This is a genomic window from Mariniflexile aquimaris (assembly GCF_042676825.1).
GTDB lineage: Bacteria > Bacteroidota > Bacteroidia > Flavobacteriales > Flavobacteriaceae > Mariniflexile > Mariniflexile aquimaris.
This window is the reverse complement of sequence record NZ_JBHTIB010000016.1, coordinates 42,768-59,987: the sequence shown is the minus strand read 5'-3', so window position 1 is coordinate 59,987 and position 17,220 is coordinate 42,768. Positions and strand designations below refer to the sequence as shown.

Genomic DNA, 17,220 nt, shown 5'->3' with positions numbered 1-17,220 from the left:
CTAAAAAAGAGATTCCTGCCTTCATAGTAATTTGTTAAAAATCAAAATACCAATTAAACAAATCGGTTCTAATACCAAAGTTAATCCAAACGGTATTGCTTTTAAAGGTAGTTGCGGTTTCTGCTTCCGGATTAAAGTTTCTAACCGTGATATCGGTAAATATTTTTAAGTTCGATGCGGGGTTAATTACATAACCAGCTTGTAAATTCCCGTTAAAGATTTTGGTCTTTATGCCCTGACCAACTTCTACACCTGTGTCATACGGACGGTCGTTATAATCTCTATACACATCGCCTCCGTAACTAAAATCGTCGGTGCCATCATTAAAATCCAGTCCGCGCATACCAAAAATTAGTTTTGCATTCGCAAACCATCGGTTGTAGTGATAGCGTCCAATTAATATCGCTTCACTAAAGTTAGCACCCCACAAATGCGCCATAGATTGGTTGTTGTGTCCGTAATTTAAAACGATGGTGTTGTGCGAATACGTATAAGGTCGCACTCTATTGTATTCAAATTGTAACAACAAATTATCCACTTTAAAGGCATTATAATATTTAACACCTAATTGATAGCCATATTTATTTTTCCAGCTTTTTTCACCACCCTTTATATCGCTAAGCGAAAATTCATCTAATATAAACTGACTGTACATGTTTATATTATCATTAAACTTATATTTCGCCGATGCCCCAAGTATGGCATTCCCTGCGCCTTGACCGGTTTCAAATTCAATGGCTCTATAAAAAATAACAGGATTTAAATAATTAACATCAAAGCCTCTATCGTTACTATTGGTCCATAATACCGATTCGAACAATCCAATATTTAATCGTTTCGAAACATTCCAACTTAAATAATGACTCGCTAAATATTTGCTTAAAAAGGCCTTGTCTTCTACCACCTCATCTCTCACATCTTTTAACCACATCCAGGTATTTGTATATTTAATTTTCCAAAAAGAGGTGTTAAGTTTAAAAAATGGATGCGGACTCGCCACATCGCTCAATAACAACGACCGATATCCATCGCCTATAAAGTTCTTTCCATGACCAAATTGCATGTTAATAAATTTAGCCGGCGCATACGATAAATAAGCTTCCGCCACAGGATAATCGTACGAATCGGTCTTAAAACGCTTTGCAATGCCACGCCCGGGAATTATTGCAGGGTCTGGTCCAAAAGCCTTTAAACTTTCAGCGTACTCGTTTACATAGTTTGCAAAACGCCCTTGACTTTCAAAAACCGTGGCATAGAAATTAAGCTTATCGCCCAAACCACCTTGCACTAAAAGACCACGCGTGTTATTATAAGTGCTACTAAAACTGGCTTCGGTATCCTTCCCCACTTCTAAATCAAAAATAGGATCAATTGAAAACCAATAATCTTTAGCTTGTATTTGTACCAAATGTTCGTTCCATATTTTACTACCCATCCAAGTACTTGTTTCTTTTAGAAGCTTGTCATTTTCAGACTGGAAATCGTAATACTTAGAAACATCGTTGTAAACAAATGGTTTGGAACTCGTGTGACTATTAGTTCCGATAAGGTTCATACTTCTATCAAATCGGGCATAATCGCTATGTGTAAACGGAATGTTTAGTTGACTGGAATACGCTTTGTTTTCGAAAGTCTCTACGGCCTTGTTTATGTTATCAAATTCTAATTTTGCTTCTTGTTCTTTACGCGATATGTCATTTTGTTTGGACAAATCATGCGTTGCTACCTGCTGCTTTATGAGTGGAATTCTAATAGGAATTGAATATTGTTTATAGGTGTTTCTACCATTATAGGTGGCAGGTGTAATTTTAGGAAGCATTCCAAACACCCGTTTAGCTTCTGTTTTCAACGAATCGAACATCGCATCGATGTAAATAAGCTTAAACACACCTGTTGTGTCCACTTCAAACAATACCACTACTTCGCCTTTATAATTTTGTTTTAAAACACTTTCGGGTACTTTAAAATTATCATAAATATGATTATACATTTTTTGGTCGAAGCATTTTTGCAGCTCAGAAATTGTTAAACTCTCGCAATTCGGAAAAACAGGAGGCTTTTCGAAAGATAAATTTCCTTGAGAAAATGAATTAAATTGAACTAAAAGTAGGAATAGAACAACATGGTGTTTCATGATTATTTCTTGAGTATTAATTTTGAGTTGAAAGATACTATTATTTTAATAATGCGCTTATTAAAAGACGTATTATCCTGTAAAAAAGAATGTTCTAAACCGCTAATTACTGATATCGCTTTGTAACTATTTCGAATAAATATTGGCGAACATTAAAAAAAAATCCCGTTACAAAATTTGTAACGGGACCGTATTTATTATGATTCCTGAATATTCAGAAAAACTATTTTAGTCTTGAACTTGAAATACAATTGGTAACGAATAAGGCACGTTTACTGGCTTACCACGTTGTTTACCTGGTTGCATTTTAGGAAGCATGCTAATTACTCTTTCTGCTTCTTTTTCTAAACCTGGATGTGGTGCTCTTGCACGAATACCAGTAATAGCACCAGTTTTATCTATTTTAAAGATTACGTTAATACGTTGTCTTCCAGACAATCCTAATTCGCTAGCTAACTCAGTATTGAACTTTTTATTAACGAAGTCTGATATTTTTTTAGACATACAATCTCTTTTTGCATCGTTGTTACCACCTTCGCAACCAGGAAAAACTGGTACGTTTTCGATAACAGCAAATGGTACGTCGATATCTTCTTCAACTTCTACCACTTTAACAGCTTCTACTTTTACGATTTTTTGTTTTTGATCAGACTCTGTAGACTCTATAATGGTTTCCTTCACTTCTTTTTCATCTTCTACAACCTGAATAACTTCTGGTGCAGCTGGTGGTGGAGGTGGTGGAGGTGGCGTTTGTAATTGCTCAGTGATAGGAATTTCTTCTTCTAATTCCGCATCCATATCGATTTGACCAATATCAATCGCTGCTTTATCATAAGTTTTGTAATTAATAGCGAAATTTGTTAAAAATAACATTAACGCTAAACCAATAGCGAAATACAGTGAACTATTACGTCCAACATTTGCTTGAGGATTTTTTTTAAGCTCCATAATTTATTCGTTTTTCAAGATTGCTAAAATAACTATTTATTTGTCAAATAAGCAAGTGTTTATTATTTTTTAATGGTTCTATTTTTTTTTAATGCAAAAATTATAACCATAACAATCACTCCACTCATATTTGCTAATACATCATAAATATCAGACGATCTATATGATGTTACACTTCCCTGTAATACCTCAATAATTATACCAAAGACAATACAAATCGCGGCTCCGTAAATTATTGCAGTTTCTTTTTTCCATTTAAACTTATAAATAAAGGTGTTAACCCATAAAAAAGTTAAAACCACATAAGCTAAAAAATGAAATATTTTGTCTCCGGAGGAAACTTTTATAGTTGGCAAATTATTAAGCCTCATTAAACAAGCCGCTGTTAATGCTGCTGTATAAAGGATGCTTATTAATAATACCTGTTTCTTAAGCACCTATTAGCGCTTTATAAGCTTCAGCAGATAACAGATTATCGATTTCTGATGTATCTGATATTTTTAATTTTATCATCCAACCAGCACCGTAAGGATCTGAATTTACCAATTCTGGTTCATCTTCTAAAGCTTCGTTAAATTCTATAATTTCACCCGATAACGGTAAAAATAAGTCCGATACTGTTTTTACGGCTTCAACGGTTCCAAAAACAGCTTCTGCTTCAAGGGTTTCGTCAACGGTTTCTACTTCAACATATACAATATCGCCCAATTCGCTTTGTGCGAAATGCGTAATACCTATTGTTGCTATATCGCCGTCAATACTAATCCACTCGTGGTCTTTTGTATATTTTAATTCTGCTGGAATACTCATTTTTTTATTTTAAATTCTATTATTCAACAAATGTATTTATTCAAACTTTAAATTCAAATATATTATTTGTTAATTACCAAAATTATATCGGATGGTAAATCCTGAACGTATGGTTGTTTGCGGAAATGCCGTAGATATCGCATATTTAGAGAACGAATAATCAAAATAAAAGATACCTGTCAGGTTTTTGCTGAATGCATAATCGGCCGAATATTTTAACGCCCAAATAGTTTGCCCCGAGGTTACCTGATTGTTTTCTAAGTCGAGATACCTAATAATTGTTTTATTATCTCGCATCGATATATCAGCCTTCATGTTTAAATCGCTTACAATACGCTTGCTTGGTCCAGCCAAATTAGAGTTTATTCGTAAATCTTTAATGCGATATCCTAAGCCTAAAACATACTCCATTCCTTGAACTTCGGTCACTAAATTATTATCAAAACTAAGCGACAGTAAACGGTCTTTTTTAATTTCGGTTAATATTTTTACCGAATTCTTCATTTCAAAATCTATACGAACTAACGGACTAAACATTTCTGTTAAGTTGATATTACTAAACAGTGTTTCGTTTTTATAATTACCAGATTGATTTAATACCTCGGAAGGTTGATCGTCATAAACCTCACTAAAATCTGGTTTTACATAATCTAAATTAGATTGAAACTGGTTGATAGTATAAGTTGAACGATAGCCATGTGTTAATGAAAAACGCTTGAAATTCTTTTTAAACCAAGCAAATTTCATGAAGCCTGTGTATTTTAAATCCCAGTTTGGAATAGGCACATCTCTAAAAGCAGTAGTTTTTACACTACTTGCATCCTGCCCGGAATAGGCTGCTAAAAATGCTGGTAATAACACCGCTTGACTATTTTTCCCAAAACCTTTAGGGAATCCATCGGCATCAACATCAGTTAGGTCGACTCCTTTTTCTTGTGCCAATCGTTGCGCCACAATTAATCTATTTGCTCTAAAATCGTTAAACGCATCAGAGGTTGTTTCGTCGCTTTTACCAAACGCCGTTTTTATTAAAACGGTTGAAATATTAAAGTTTCCAAACGTATTTGGGGTTAGCGAATTATAAACGCCGTTAGTAACATTATAATTTTCGGTATAATTTTCATAATAGGTTCTACTTCCTACTAAATCAATTTTTAAATCTTTTACAGGTTCTAAACTTGCAGACACATCCAATTGCTTTGTGTTTGTAGTTGTATATTGCTCGTTAAAATCTGGATACAAGGTTAACCAACCACGCTCTGCCGCTAAATATCTAATATCGTTTTGGCTTCCAAAAGTAAATCCGGTTGTTGGTTTTAAGGTGCCAATAAATCCTGGAGTTTCTAAATATCCTGGTAAATAAATACCATTGTTCTCAGAATAATTAAGCTGAATTCGTTTAATACTTGTTAAAATATCTACCCCTGCATTTAACAATTTGGTAACGGATTGGTTCTTAACTTGCGGCTGATTGGTTCTGTTTTGGTTTTGTCCTGGAGGACCACCTGGAGTAGCTTGTCTGGTTCTTACTCTAGTAAGTGGCTTTTTTACTAAACCTATATACTTGTAGAACCTGTTCATATCTAGAGCGGTATTGATATTATGGGTATTGGCATTTTGAACCGTATTCCCTAAATCGTAGGTTTCTCCATCAATTTCGAGTTCACCATATAAATCGGAACCTTTTTGCCATTGGAAATTTCCGTTATACTGATAAGTAGCATTTATAAAACTAAAAGTTGGAATTTTATTTATAGGTATCTGATAGGTAATTCCTAAGTTTTGATTTTGCCTATTAGGGTCTCCAAAATCGAAAAAGCCATCCCAAACATCGAGTGTTTCGTCTTGTTCGCCATTAATGATATTATCTTTAAAATAATTTCGAACAATATTATTATTAGACGCCGTAAAATTAAAACTTAAAGATTCTGTTAGCTTGTAATTAATGGTATATTGAAAATCGAACGTGTAATTTCGACTAAATAATTCTTCAATTCCAATATTTCCTCCTGTTAAATCTACCTCTCTAAATTTTTGCCTATTAAATTGCCTGTTAATATTGGAATTAACGGTAAAACTAGCTGGTAATAAATTTAAGTTGAAATCTTTTAATAGTTTCCAGTAATTTCCTGTAAATAACGAATCGTTCTTTTTAAAAGGTTCAACTTTTATAGGGTTGAAATTGAAGGCATAATTGGCGCCCACATTAACCGTTTTATTTACAGCATCTTCAATTTCAAAATCTCGATGTTCTACTTTATTATAGGAGTAATTGAGTGTTACATTCTCAACATCGTAAAAACGCGGTTTCGCATCGGTAGTTCTAGTTTTCCTTACACCTATAAAATTGATGCTCTGGCGCTTGGTATAATCTTCTGATTGTTCTTTTATTGTTTCGCGCTCCGCCTCTGTAGTGGCAGCTGATAAACGAGATGCTAAGGTTAAATCGCTATAGTACGCATCATATTTTGGGGTAATCAACTCTTCACTTTGCCCATAATTAAATGGCACTTGAATGCCCCATTTTTTTGGCAATAACTGCCCCACGTTAATATTGGTTACTACATCGTATTGTTTTACATCTTCCAAACTACGTTGGCTCGGACCTTGCTCGATACTACCAAAGCCAGAAGTACTTTGTCTTCCGGTGGCACTAATTGTCATAAAGTCGGCAATATTAGTATCTAAACTCACCACTGCAGCCCAACCACCTTCGTTATCCATATCAGATAATCGTAATTCGTTAAACCACACTTCTGCACAAACGGGAGATGCTACCGGTGGCGCATCATTAGCGCCGCTGGCGATACCATTTTTCACCCCAACCATTAAGGTTCTAATATCCCCATAATTAGGATTTCCTTTTATAGTAACGCGGTGTTGACCTATGGTATAAGTAGAAAACTCATCAACAGGCGTATCAACTAACACACCATCTATTACATCGTAAAACTTTTGCTTTTCGGTAGACAGGGTTGGGTTGGCTATCTCTAAAGCTTTAATTTTTCCTAATATCTCAATAGGTAAATTAACTTCATTTTCTTCAGGCCATAATCCGAGGCTGGTAGTAGATTCGGATACCTTTAGTGGAATTTCTATTTGATAATAATTTTCGGTTAAATCATTACCCATACGAATAAATCCAACCACTGTATTGCCACTTGGAATTCCTGTATCTTCTTCCTGAAGATGCATAAACATGCGCATGCGTTTAAACTGACGCATATCTAAATCTATGTTTTTATAAACACCGCGAGAATCTTGAGATTCTAAACCACAAACATTTACTACTAACGATTGTTCGTTTTGTTCAACTACGGTATTGTTGTTAAACAATTGTTCAGATTCTATTCCTGGTGGCATTTCATAACTACCTTCATTATCTAAAGTACCAATTACACCTACCGAAAACTCTGTAGCATCATCCGACGGGTCGTCTTTATCTGCTTGAAGCGTTTGGGTATAACGTCTCCAATCACTTCGCACTAAATCTAAAGTTCCGAAGCGAAATACTGTTGGTTCTGAAAATTCTTTAAGGTATAAACGTGTAAAACGTACGGAACGCAAATCGCTAATACCACCAACAGATTTTGCAAGACTACCTTCTAAAGGGATTCTAAACAAATACCATCTAACTTCTGGAGTTTGCCCATTGGTTAGGGTTCGTGTTTGCGATTTAAAGTCGACTATATATTCTTTTAATGGATTGCTTGAAACCGAAAGATTATTAAAATCTGATTCTGTAAGTGGTAAATTTTGTCTGGTAATTGGCAGCTCGTATTCGTAATAACTATCGATAGTATTCATGGTATTATCACGATTAATATCCTCAACATCGGGCTGTGTGTTAGATCCTCTATTGGTATCTGTAAAGGTTTCGGGGGTATTACCTTCTACACCATTATAATTTTTATAGCGTTCAAAAATATCACCACTGGTATTCAAAAAATAATTATAATTATCTCTTGATGGGTCGCTACCAAAATTAGAACCAAAAGCAGCTATTTCAGCTTCATCATCATAACCATCATATCCAACATCTTGGTTTGTACGTTCATCTCCCGTCGAGTCGAACGCATATACTAAAGATTGGTTTTGAGGCACCACACTTCCCCAAGCAGTTACAGGAAGCAGGTCGATATTACCATCCTTCGGTAATCCATTCTCGTACATTTTTCTTCCATCCTTTATAATATCTTCTGAAATATTACCTAAGTTAAAAACTAATTTTCCTCCGGGGTTTGACGGGTTTTCTTGAAACGGATCTTGTAACCAAAACTCGATATACTCTACGTTTTGTTGTTCAAAATCGGTTGAAGTTAATTGACGTGTGATACCTGCCCAAGAACTCGCTGGATTATTGATAAGATTATTACTTGTTGAAGGATCGAAATTATAAGGACCTCTTTCATTTGGATAATATGCTAAGTCTAGAGTACTTAAAACCGTGTTTTGCCCTTGAACCAAATCTGTATCAGGAAACAACTCTTTTATAAAAACGCGACTGGTATATAAACTTGATAAATCGTTATCGGATACATCACTTGGTCTTTGACTTGTATAAAATATAGGATCGATACTATACCAGTTTAACATGGCTCTTCCATAACCATTTTGAATGCCGTTGTTATCATCACCAGGCGAGGCTGTTAAATCTAATGGCCTGCTTGATAAAAACCACGACAGTTGCGATTTCAAATCGATGGCGTTTTGAGACCCTTCAAAATCATCGACATACGAGGTCGATTCACCATTAAGGTTCGTACCCGATGGCGACCCTGGTGCTAAATAAGCAAACTCACCACGTAGCGATAAGTTGGATTCTACATCGGTATCAATATTTGGTAAGGCGTTTGCCAATCGTGTTAAAAATGGCACTTTGGTGGCGTAATTTCCATTAAATCCGAAAATAGTATTATTGATGGGCTCTGTGCCGTAATTAGCTTTTTGGGTTATTGGACGTTCGTTTAAATTTAAAAGCGTACCGCCTATAACAAAGTTATCGTTAAATTTATGCTCGACGTTTATTCCTGTGAAACGTCTTGTTTGCTGACCAAAAACGGAATTGTTCTCGGTGGACACTTCGATTGGTGTATCGGATGCTTTTAAAGCTTCGTCTAAAATCTGAACTTTTCCTAACTGGTAATCTACGGTATAATCAATCCCCTCAACCAACACACGACCACCTGCAGTTACACGAACAGAGCCTCGAGGCACATTAAAAGACCCAATAGAAATACCATCGCTTCCACTAGATTTATAACTTCCTTTTAATTTGAATTTATTTTTTTCGACGGCTTCCAAGGCTTTTGTTTTAGTTTGCTTATAAAGCACATCGTAAACATACTTTGCTTGGTTTTCGTTGTAAGTGGCCGTATTATCGTAATCTTCACTTCCTCCAAGAGCTAATTTGTTAAAAAGGTATTCCCCAAAAGGTTCAGCACTTGGGAAAATAATTTTTCCGGTTTGCGATAAAACGGTTATCCCGTCAACAAAATCAAAAAAACCATCTCCTTTAGTTTGCGGGTCGTTGTTAATATTTAATTTATCTAAATTAAATACACGTAACAAAGGCGTTTCATTTAAAGGGTCTTCGTTGGTTCCAGGCGTTGGAAATGCTGTGGTTCCAACAGGAGTTATATAGTTTAACGGCGATGCTTCGTTGTAAAAAATATTCAGTTTAAAATCGTCTGAACTTAAATTATAAGCACCCGTGTCGTAAATGTTTTTCATCATCAAATCCCAAACAGGCTGATTTACGTTGGTGATGCTACTTTTTAACATTTTTACAATTAAACTACTATTTACAACAGATGTGACATCGCCAGAACTGTTGGTAGTTACACTTGTTGCATCTACGCCATCGTTCGCAAATTCACCTACCTGATATACTTTTCCGCCTAAGGTATACTGGAACGCTACGGCCAATACCTCATCGTTATTTAATCGTTGATTTAATGAAATGTATCCTAATTGCGTATTTAAAACATACTCCTGGCCACTCGTTAACTTGCGAGCATTTTCTAGTTTCGCATAATCGTAACCTTCTTTAACGCCAGACACCGCAATACCAGATTGCACCGTTGCAATATCGCGAATGGCACTGTTAATTTGGGAACCAGAACCGCCAATATTAGTAGGATCGTAGGCATTATTTTTATTACTTGGGTATGCTGTTGGAGAGGCTGTAATGGTTACCGCAGAACCCACTTTGTTGGGGTTAGATTCTCCTAAATCTTGTAGAGCCACTACGTTTCTAACATTATCGGTTTTGTTACTTCGGTTAGTAATCCAAACCTCGAGTCGTGTTATTTGAAGACCGCCATTATTAATATAAGGATAGGTAGCTAAGGCTGTATCATATTTATCTCTAAAATATTGCGCTAAGAAGAAATGTCGATTTTCATCGTATTCTCTAATAAATAATTCATATTCTTCTAAAGTTCCGCCACCCTGGGCAACCACTGAATTTGATTGCGATTTTTGCTCAGAAAACACACCTGTTACCGTTGTTTTACCAAATTTTAATTGGGCTTTTACACCAAATAAACTTTGTGCGCCGGTAATTAACGAACTATTTAATGGCATACTTACATTACCAACCTCTATTTTTTGAATGATATCGTCTTCGGTGGGTGTGTATTCTAATTTAATAAGGTTCTGAAAATCGAAGGTGGATTGGGTGTCGTAATTAGCTGTTACCTGCAAACGTGTTCCGACTTTACCTAGTAAACTTAAACTGATTCGTTGATCGAAATCGAAGGTGAAATTACTTCGGTTTCTTGGTGAAAACGACGGATTGTCTTGTTTAGAAAACAGTACTCCTAAATCCATTTCAACCGAACCTTGCGGAACGACTTCAATAGTATTACTTCCAAAAATGGACTCAAAAAAATCTGACTTTACATAAAACTCGGGTAGTAAGTTTTTTTGAGCATCGTCTACATTTCCTTTTTTTCCATCAAAAGCATCAATCTTTTCTTTATAATAGGCTTTTACGCTTTCTTTTGCCACTAGAGCATAATACTCTTTTGGCGTTAAAATTACAGGATAATTTATATTAAAACTTCCAATTTTCTCGGTGTAAATATACCGATCTGTTATTGCATCATACGTATATTTAGATTCAATATTATTGGGATTAGGCGTTTTAATATTTCCTAAATCATAGCCTGTTTTTACAGAATCTTGCTCTGTAGGTTGCTGCGACCAAGCGGTAACAGAAAACAGAACTACAACAATTAACGCGTAATATTTTTTAATTGATTTAGAAAAGTGGCGGTTAGTTATATTCAAAATCTATTATAAATTTTTTAGAGCCTGTTTAATTATAGTTTCAACAGTGGCATCGGGTTGTGACGCAATAATTTTATCTACCACCCGTTCTGCCTGTTTTCTTAAATATCCAAGTACTTCTAAAGCAGATAACGCTTCATTTTTATTGGTATTGCCTTTAGAAACAGAAACTTCATCAATATCATAAATCTTTAAGACTTTATCTTTTAAATCGATGATAACGCGTTGGGCGGTTTTGGCACCAATGCCTTTTATGCCTTGAATTAAAGCCACATCGCTAGCGGCAATTCCTTCTATAACTTGTTTTGGAGTTAAAGAGGAAAGCATCGTACGCGCAATACTGGCGCCAATACCACTCACTGAAATTAATAATCTGAATATTTCGCGTTCTGCTAACGACGAAAACCCGTAAAGTGTATGAGAATCTTCTTTAACCTGTAAATGCGTGAATAATTTTAAATGTTCTCCTTCTGGTATTTGCGAATAGGTATGTAATGAAATGTTAAGTAAATACCCCACACCGTTACAGTCAATAACAACATCTGTTGGATTTTTTTCTACAAGTTTCCCTTGAATATGTGTTATCATTTATAGCAATTCGTTAACTAACCAAATGTAATAAAATTATTTACAACCCTTTTAATTAGGTTTTACCTTTTCTAATTCCTCTTTTTCTTTTTGTTGGGCATCAATAACCGCAATGGCGGCCATATTAACAATTTCATCTACGTTAGCTCCAAATTGTAAAATATGCACTGGTTTACGCATTCCCATCATGATTGGTCCGATAGATACTGCTTCGTTTAATTCCTTTAGTAATTTATAGGTAATGTTTGCAGCATCTAAGGTTGGGAATATTAAAGTATTCACCTTTTTACCTACTAATTTTGAAAACGGGAATTTTTCTTCCAATAACGCTGCGTTTAAAGCGAAATCTGTTTGTAATTCACCATCTACAACCATGTTTGGAAAATGACGATGCAAATAGCCCACTGCTTCACGAACCTTTGTAGCATGTTCGTTAGTAGAAGACCCAAAATTAGAATAGGATATCATAGCCATTACAGGATCTAAACCAAACATCTTCACAATTTGAGAAGTCATTTGTGCAATCTTGGTAAGCTCTTTTGATGTTGGATTAATATTAATGGAGGTGTCGCTTAAAAATAAAGGACCTCGTTTGGTCATCATGACGTTGGTTGTTGCCACTCTTTGTGTGCCCTTAGCCATACCTATAACTTCGAGCATAGGCTTCACCACTGAAGGGTAGCTTCTAGAATACCCAGAAATTACCGCATCTGCATCGCCTTCGCTTACCATCATAGCAGCAAAATAATTTCGTTCGCGCATTAATCGCTGCGCAGAATATAAGGTTACACCGCGTCTTTTACGTTGTTCCCAGAATACTTTGGCATATTTATTTTTGCGATTATTTTCTAATTCTTCTTTCGGATCGATTATAAGAACATCGGCATCAAATTCAATTTCAGCCATTAGGTGTTTTATTGTTTCTAATCGTCCTAATAAAATAGGAATCGCAATACCTTCCTCATACACTATTTGCGCTGCTTTTATTACTGACAATTGATCTGCTTCAGCAAAAACAACACGTTTAGGATTCGTTTTAGCTCGGTTGAATAATAAACGTATCAATTTATTGTCAGACCCTAATCGCTCTCTGAGTTCATCTTTGTATTTTTCCCAATCTGTAATGTGTTCTTTTGCCACACCACTATCCATAGCCGCTTTTGCAACCGCTGGAGGAACCTCAACAATTAGTCTTGGATCGAAAGGTTTTGGAATAATATAATCTTTACCAAATGTTAAGCGCGTTTCTCCGTAAGCAATATTTACCTGCTCTGGCACAGACTCTTTCGCTAATCTAGCTAAGGCTTTTACCGCCGCCATTTTCATTTCCTCATTAATTTTTGTAGCTCTAACATCTAAAGCGCCTCTAAAAATAAATGGAAACCCAAGTACATTGTTTACTTGGTTAGGATGATCGCTTCTACCCGTTGCCATAATGATATCTTTACGGGTTGCCACAGCAATATCGTATTCAATCTCCGGGTCTGGATTTGCCATAGCAAACACAATTGGTGTTTTTGCCATAGACAACAACATTTCTGGGGTAACAATATTTGCCATAGATAGCCCGATAAATACATCGGCATCTTTCATGGCTTCTACTAAGGTATCTATTTTTCTATGAGTGGCGAATTCTGCCTTTTCGGGAGTTAAATTTTCTCTGTCGTCTCGTATTACACCTTTACTATCCAGCATAACCATGTTCTCGCGTTTTGCACCGAAAGACTGGTATAAACGCGAACATGAAATAGCAGCAGCTCCGGCACCACTAATAACAATTTTAACTTCTTCAATTTTCTTTTTAGCAATTTCAACCGCATTAATTAAAGCAGCTGCCGAAATGATGGCTGTACCATGCTGGTCGTCGTGCATCACTGGTATATCGAGCTCTGCCTTTAAGCGTCTTTCAATTTCGAACGCTTCAGGAGCTTTGATGTCTTCTAAATTAATTCCACCGAAGGTCGGGGCGATATTTTTTACTGTAGCAATAAACTCTTCAACATTTTCGGTATCCACTTCAATATCAAACACATCGATATCCGCAAAAATTTTAAAAAGCAAGCCTTTACCTTCCATAACGGGTTTAGACGCTTCAGGACCAATATTTCCTAATCCTAAAACCGCGGTACCATTAGAAATTACGGCTACCAAATTACCTTTAGCTGTATATTTATAGACGTTATTCTTGTCTTTTTCAATCTCTAAACAAGGTTCTGCAACACCTGGTGAATAGGCTAAAGATAAATCTCTTTGGGTTGCGTATTTTTTTGTTGGTACTACTTTTATTTTACCTGGCGTAGGTTTAGCATGATAAATAAGGGCTTCTCTACGTTTACTTTCTTCGCTCATGGAAATATTTTATTAACTAACGAACAAAGATAGTAATCCTGATAAAGAAAACACTAAAGTTTTTAAGGAAAGTCTTTTACTTTTTTAGATAGATGATTGCTTCTTTAAAAAATCAATATTGCGTTTTAAACCTGCGAATTTAGTGCGTTTTACTGCCGATTTTTGAAACACTTTTTTGAAGGTATCTTCGGTAATCTCTTCCCAATCTTTTTTGGTCATGGACAATAATTCGGGATGCGGATTGAATATAGGCTCATTATGTGGTTTCGAAAATCGATTCCAGGGACAAACATCTTGACAGACATCGCAACCAAACATCCAATCATCAAACTTGCCTTTAAATTCTGTGGGGATGTTGTCTTTTAATTCGATGGTGAAATAGGAAATACACTTGCTACCGTCTACCACATACGGTTCGGTGATTGCTTGGGTTGGACAGGCATCTATACACGCGGTACACGAACCACAATGGTCGGTGGTTCTGGAGTCGTATTCCAATTCTAAATCGACAATTAATTCCGCAATAAAATAAAACGACCCGACTTGCTGGGTTAACAAATTGCTGTGTTTTCCTATCCACCCCAACCCCGATTTTGCTGCCCAGGCTTTATCTAATACGGGTGCAGAATCTACAAACGCACGACCATGAACTTCGCCTATTTCCTCTTGAATAAAATGTAAAAGTGATTTTAATTTATCTTTTATAACAAAATGATAATCGGTTCCGTAAGCGTATTTTGAGATTTTAAAGCTGTTTTGGTTTTGAGTTTCTTCCGGAAAATAATTTAATAATAATGAAATAACAGATTTTGAACCGTCAACCAATTTTGTAGGGTCTAAACGTTTATCAAAATGGTTTTCCATGTACTGCATTTGCCCGTGCATGTTGTTGTTCAACCATTTTTCTAATCTTGGTGCTTCTTCGTCTAAAAATTGAGCTTTGCTTATACCACAAGACAAAAAACCGAGGCGTTTGGCTTCATCTTTAATTAACTTGGTATAATTAGGTGTTTTATTCATAATACGGGCTTCGACTGCGCTCAGCCTGACATCTTGTTTCAATTTTTAACTTTACATGTTGTCACACTGAGCGCAGTCGAAGTGCTAATTTAACTTAATCTTTATACTTATAATGGGTTGCATTTCTACATTCTGAAAGAATTTGCAGCATATCAAAATCGCCATTAATTAAAGTAAGCTTTTTGGCTCTATTCCAACCTTTTATTTTCTTTTCGAAAAATATAGCTTGAAGCACATCATTAAATTCTTGATAAAATTCTAAAGATAATGGTCTTCGCTTATAGGTATATGAATCTTTACTGTATCCTGTTTGATGTTCAACAAATCGTTTTTGTATATCATTTGTTATTCCAGTATAGTAGGAACCATCGAAACATTTTAGAATATATACAAAGTAAAAAAACATTCAATACTATTTAAGGGCTTCGACTGCGCTCAGCCTGACAACAATAAAAACTTTTTTGAGGCTTCGACTGCGCTCAGCCTGACATCTTGTTTCGATTTATAACTAACCTTAATGTCACACTGAGCGCAGTCGAAGTGCTAATTTATCTTAATCTTTATATTTATAATGGGTTGCATTTCTACATTCTGAAAGAATTTGCAGCATATCAAAATCGCCATTAATTAAAGTAAGCTTTTTGGCTCTGGTCCAACCTTTTATTTTCTTTTCGAAAAATATAGCTTGAAGCACATCATTAAATTCTTGATAAAATTCTAAAGATAATGGTCTTCGCTTATAGGTATATGAATCTTTACTGTATCCTGTTTGATGTTCAACAAATCGTTTTTGTATATCATTTGTTATTCCAGTATAGTAGGAACCATCAGAACATTTTAGAATATATACGAAGTAAAAATACATTCAATACTATTTAAGGGCTTCGACTGCGCTCAGCCTGACAACAATAAAAACTTTTTTGAGGCTTCGACTGCGCTCAGCCTGACATTAAATTTAAAACAACCCGCCTTGAATAGGCCCTTTTATTTTACCTAAATGTTTATAAGCTAATTCGGTTACTTCACGCCCGCGTGGTGTACGCATAATAAATCCTTGCTGAATTAAAAAAGGTTCGTACACTTCTTCAATAGTTTCGGTGCTTTCGCTTACTGCAGTAGCGATTGTAGAAATACCAACAGGACCACCTTTAAATTTTTCGATAATGGTGGATAGAATTTTGTTATCCATTTCATCCAATCCATGGGCATCTACATTTAAGGCTTCTAGTGCGTATTTCGCTATTTTTATATCGATGCTTCCGTTACCCTTTATTTGAGCAAAATCGCGCACGCGACGCAATAAGGCATTGGCGATACGCGGTGTGCCTCGGCTTCTTCCCGCCACTTCTATAGCCGCTTCCATAGATATTGGTACATCTAAAATAGACGCGCTTCGTTGTAATATGGTAGTTAATAATTCGGTGTTATAATATTGCAACCTACTCTGAATACCAAAACGTGCTCGCATAGGTGCGGTTAATAATCCGGAACGCGTGGTTGCACCAACAAGCGTAAATGGATTTAAGTTGATTTGAACGGAACGCGCATTTGGTCCGGACTCAATCATGATATCTATCCTGTAATCCTCCATAGCCGAATACAAATATTCTTCTACAATAGGACTGAGTCTGTGTATTTCATCAATAAACAACACATCGCGTTCTTCCAGATTGGTTAGCAATCCTGCTAAATCGCCCGGTTTGTCTAACACAGGACCTGATGTTATTTTAATTCCAACATTTAATTCGTTAGCCAAAATATGCGCCAAGGTTGTTTTTCCTAATCCTGGAGGGCCATGAAACAAAGTATGATCTAAGGCTTCGCTTCGTAAATTAGCTGCCTGAACAAAAATTTGAAGATTCTCCAATACCTGCTCCTGACCAGTAAAATCATCGAAAGATAAAGGTCTTAACTTTTTTTCGACATCTAATTCTTCAGGTGAAAAGTTTTCGTTTGTTGGATCTAAGTTTTCGTTCATAGCAACTTCCTCCGAAGGCAGGAATCTTATTTGTTTTTTAAATTTTGGATTCCCGCCTACGCGGGAATGACAAAAAAATCTATTCAAGCAAATATAA

At 35.8% G+C, this 17,220-nt stretch carries 11 protein-coding genes; all 11 read right to left on the bottom strand.

Annotated features, from left to right (window positions below; translation table 11 throughout):
• Positions 1-34: 34 nt before the first annotated feature.
• The gene (locus ACFQ0I_RS15475; protein WP_379943828.1) at positions 35-2,134 is read right to left on the bottom strand and encodes a gliding motility protein RemB; all 2,100 of its coding nucleotides are present in this window, start codon (positions 2,132-2,134) and stop codon (positions 35-37) included.
• A gap of 228 nt (positions 2,135-2,362) precedes the next feature.
• Positions 2,363-3,082 carry an energy transducer TonB gene (locus tag ACFQ0I_RS15470; protein WP_379943826.1) on the bottom strand — a complete coding sequence of 240 codons (720 nt, stop codon included), beginning with the start codon at positions 3,080-3,082 and terminating at the stop codon, positions 2,363-2,365.
• A 62-nt stretch (positions 3,083-3,144) separates the two neighbouring features.
• Entirely contained in the window at positions 3,145-3,453 is a 309-nt protein-coding gene (locus tag ACFQ0I_RS15465) for a VanZ family protein (RefSeq protein ID WP_379943824.1), read from the bottom strand.
• A gap of 58 nt (positions 3,454-3,511) precedes the next feature.
• Positions 3,512-3,892 carry a glycine cleavage system protein GcvH gene (gcvH, locus tag ACFQ0I_RS15460; RefSeq protein WP_379943822.1) on the bottom strand — a complete coding sequence of 127 codons (381 nt, stop codon included), beginning with the start codon at positions 3,890-3,892 and terminating at the stop codon, positions 3,512-3,514.
• A 69-nt stretch (positions 3,893-3,961) separates the two neighbouring features.
• On the bottom strand, positions 3,962-11,188 hold the full coding sequence (sov, locus tag ACFQ0I_RS15455; protein ID WP_379943820.1) for a T9SS outer membrane translocon Sov/SprA: 7,227 nt from the start codon (positions 11,186-11,188) through the stop codon (positions 3,962-3,964).
• 6 nt (positions 11,189-11,194) lie between these two features.
• On the bottom strand, positions 11,195-11,776 hold the full coding sequence (gene ruvA, locus ACFQ0I_RS15450) for a Holliday junction branch migration protein RuvA (RefSeq protein WP_379943818.1): 582 nt from the start codon (positions 11,774-11,776) through the stop codon (positions 11,195-11,197).
• Between the two features lie 51 nt (positions 11,777-11,827).
• The gene (locus tag ACFQ0I_RS15445; protein WP_379943816.1) at positions 11,828-14,125 is read right to left on the bottom strand and encodes an NADP-dependent malic enzyme; all 2,298 of its coding nucleotides are present in this window, start codon (positions 14,123-14,125) and stop codon (positions 11,828-11,830) included.
• Positions 14,126-14,209: 84 nt separating this feature from the next.
• Positions 14,210-15,145: a tRNA epoxyqueuosine(34) reductase QueG gene (queG, locus tag ACFQ0I_RS15440; protein ID WP_379943814.1), complete on the bottom strand. Its 936-nt coding sequence runs from the start codon at positions 15,143-15,145 to the stop codon at positions 14,210-14,212.
• Between the two features lie 94 nt (positions 15,146-15,239).
• Positions 15,240-15,551 (bottom strand): GIY-YIG nuclease family protein, encoded by a 312-nt coding sequence (locus ACFQ0I_RS15435; protein ID WP_379943812.1) that lies wholly within the window; start codon positions 15,549-15,551, stop codon positions 15,240-15,242.
• Between the two features lie 147 nt (positions 15,552-15,698).
• Positions 15,699-16,010, bottom strand: coding sequence for a GIY-YIG nuclease family protein (locus ACFQ0I_RS15430; protein ID WP_379943810.1), 312 nt, complete (start codon positions 16,008-16,010; stop codon positions 15,699-15,701).
• 90 nt (positions 16,011-16,100) lie between these two features.
• Positions 16,101-17,123, bottom strand: a complete 1,023-nt coding sequence (gene ruvB / locus ACFQ0I_RS15425; RefSeq protein ID WP_379943808.1) for a Holliday junction branch migration DNA helicase RuvB — start codon at positions 17,121-17,123, stop codon at positions 16,101-16,103.
• Positions 17,124-17,220: the final 97 nt, after the last annotated feature.

Excerpts from the sequence above, each read along its gene's own strand:
- ACFQ0I_RS15475 (WP_379943828.1), bottom strand. The coding sequence starts at position 2,134 with ATGAAACACCATGTTGTTCTATTCCTACTTTTAGTTCAATTTAATTCA.
- ACFQ0I_RS15470 (WP_379943826.1), bottom strand. The coding sequence starts at position 3,082 with ATGGAGCTTAAAAAAAATCCTCAAGCAAATGTTGGACGTAATAGTTCA.
- ACFQ0I_RS15465 (WP_379943824.1), bottom strand. The coding sequence starts at position 3,453 with ATGAGGCTTAATAATTTGCCAACTATAAAAGTTTCCTCCGGAGACAAA.
- gcvH (WP_379943822.1), bottom strand. The coding sequence starts at position 3,892 with ATGAGTATTCCAGCAGAATTAAAATATACAAAAGACCACGAGTGGATT.
- ruvA (WP_379943818.1), bottom strand. The coding sequence starts at position 11,776 with ATGATAACACATATTCAAGGGAAACTTGTAGAAAAAAATCCAACAGAT.
- ACFQ0I_RS15445 (WP_379943816.1), bottom strand. The coding sequence starts at position 14,125 with ATGAGCGAAGAAAGTAAACGTAGAGAAGCCCTTATTTATCATGCTAAA.
- queG (WP_379943814.1), bottom strand. The coding sequence starts at position 15,145 with ATGAATAAAACACCTAATTATACCAAGTTAATTAAAGATGAAGCCAAA.
- ACFQ0I_RS15435 (WP_379943812.1), bottom strand. The coding sequence starts at position 15,551 with ATGTTTTTTTACTTTGTATATATTCTAAAATGTTTCGATGGTTCCTAC.
- ACFQ0I_RS15430 (WP_379943810.1), bottom strand. The coding sequence starts at position 16,010 with ATGTATTTTTACTTCGTATATATTCTAAAATGTTCTGATGGTTCCTAC.
- ruvB (WP_379943808.1), bottom strand. The coding sequence starts at position 17,123 with ATGAACGAAAACTTAGATCCAACAAACGAAAACTTTTCACCTGAAGAA.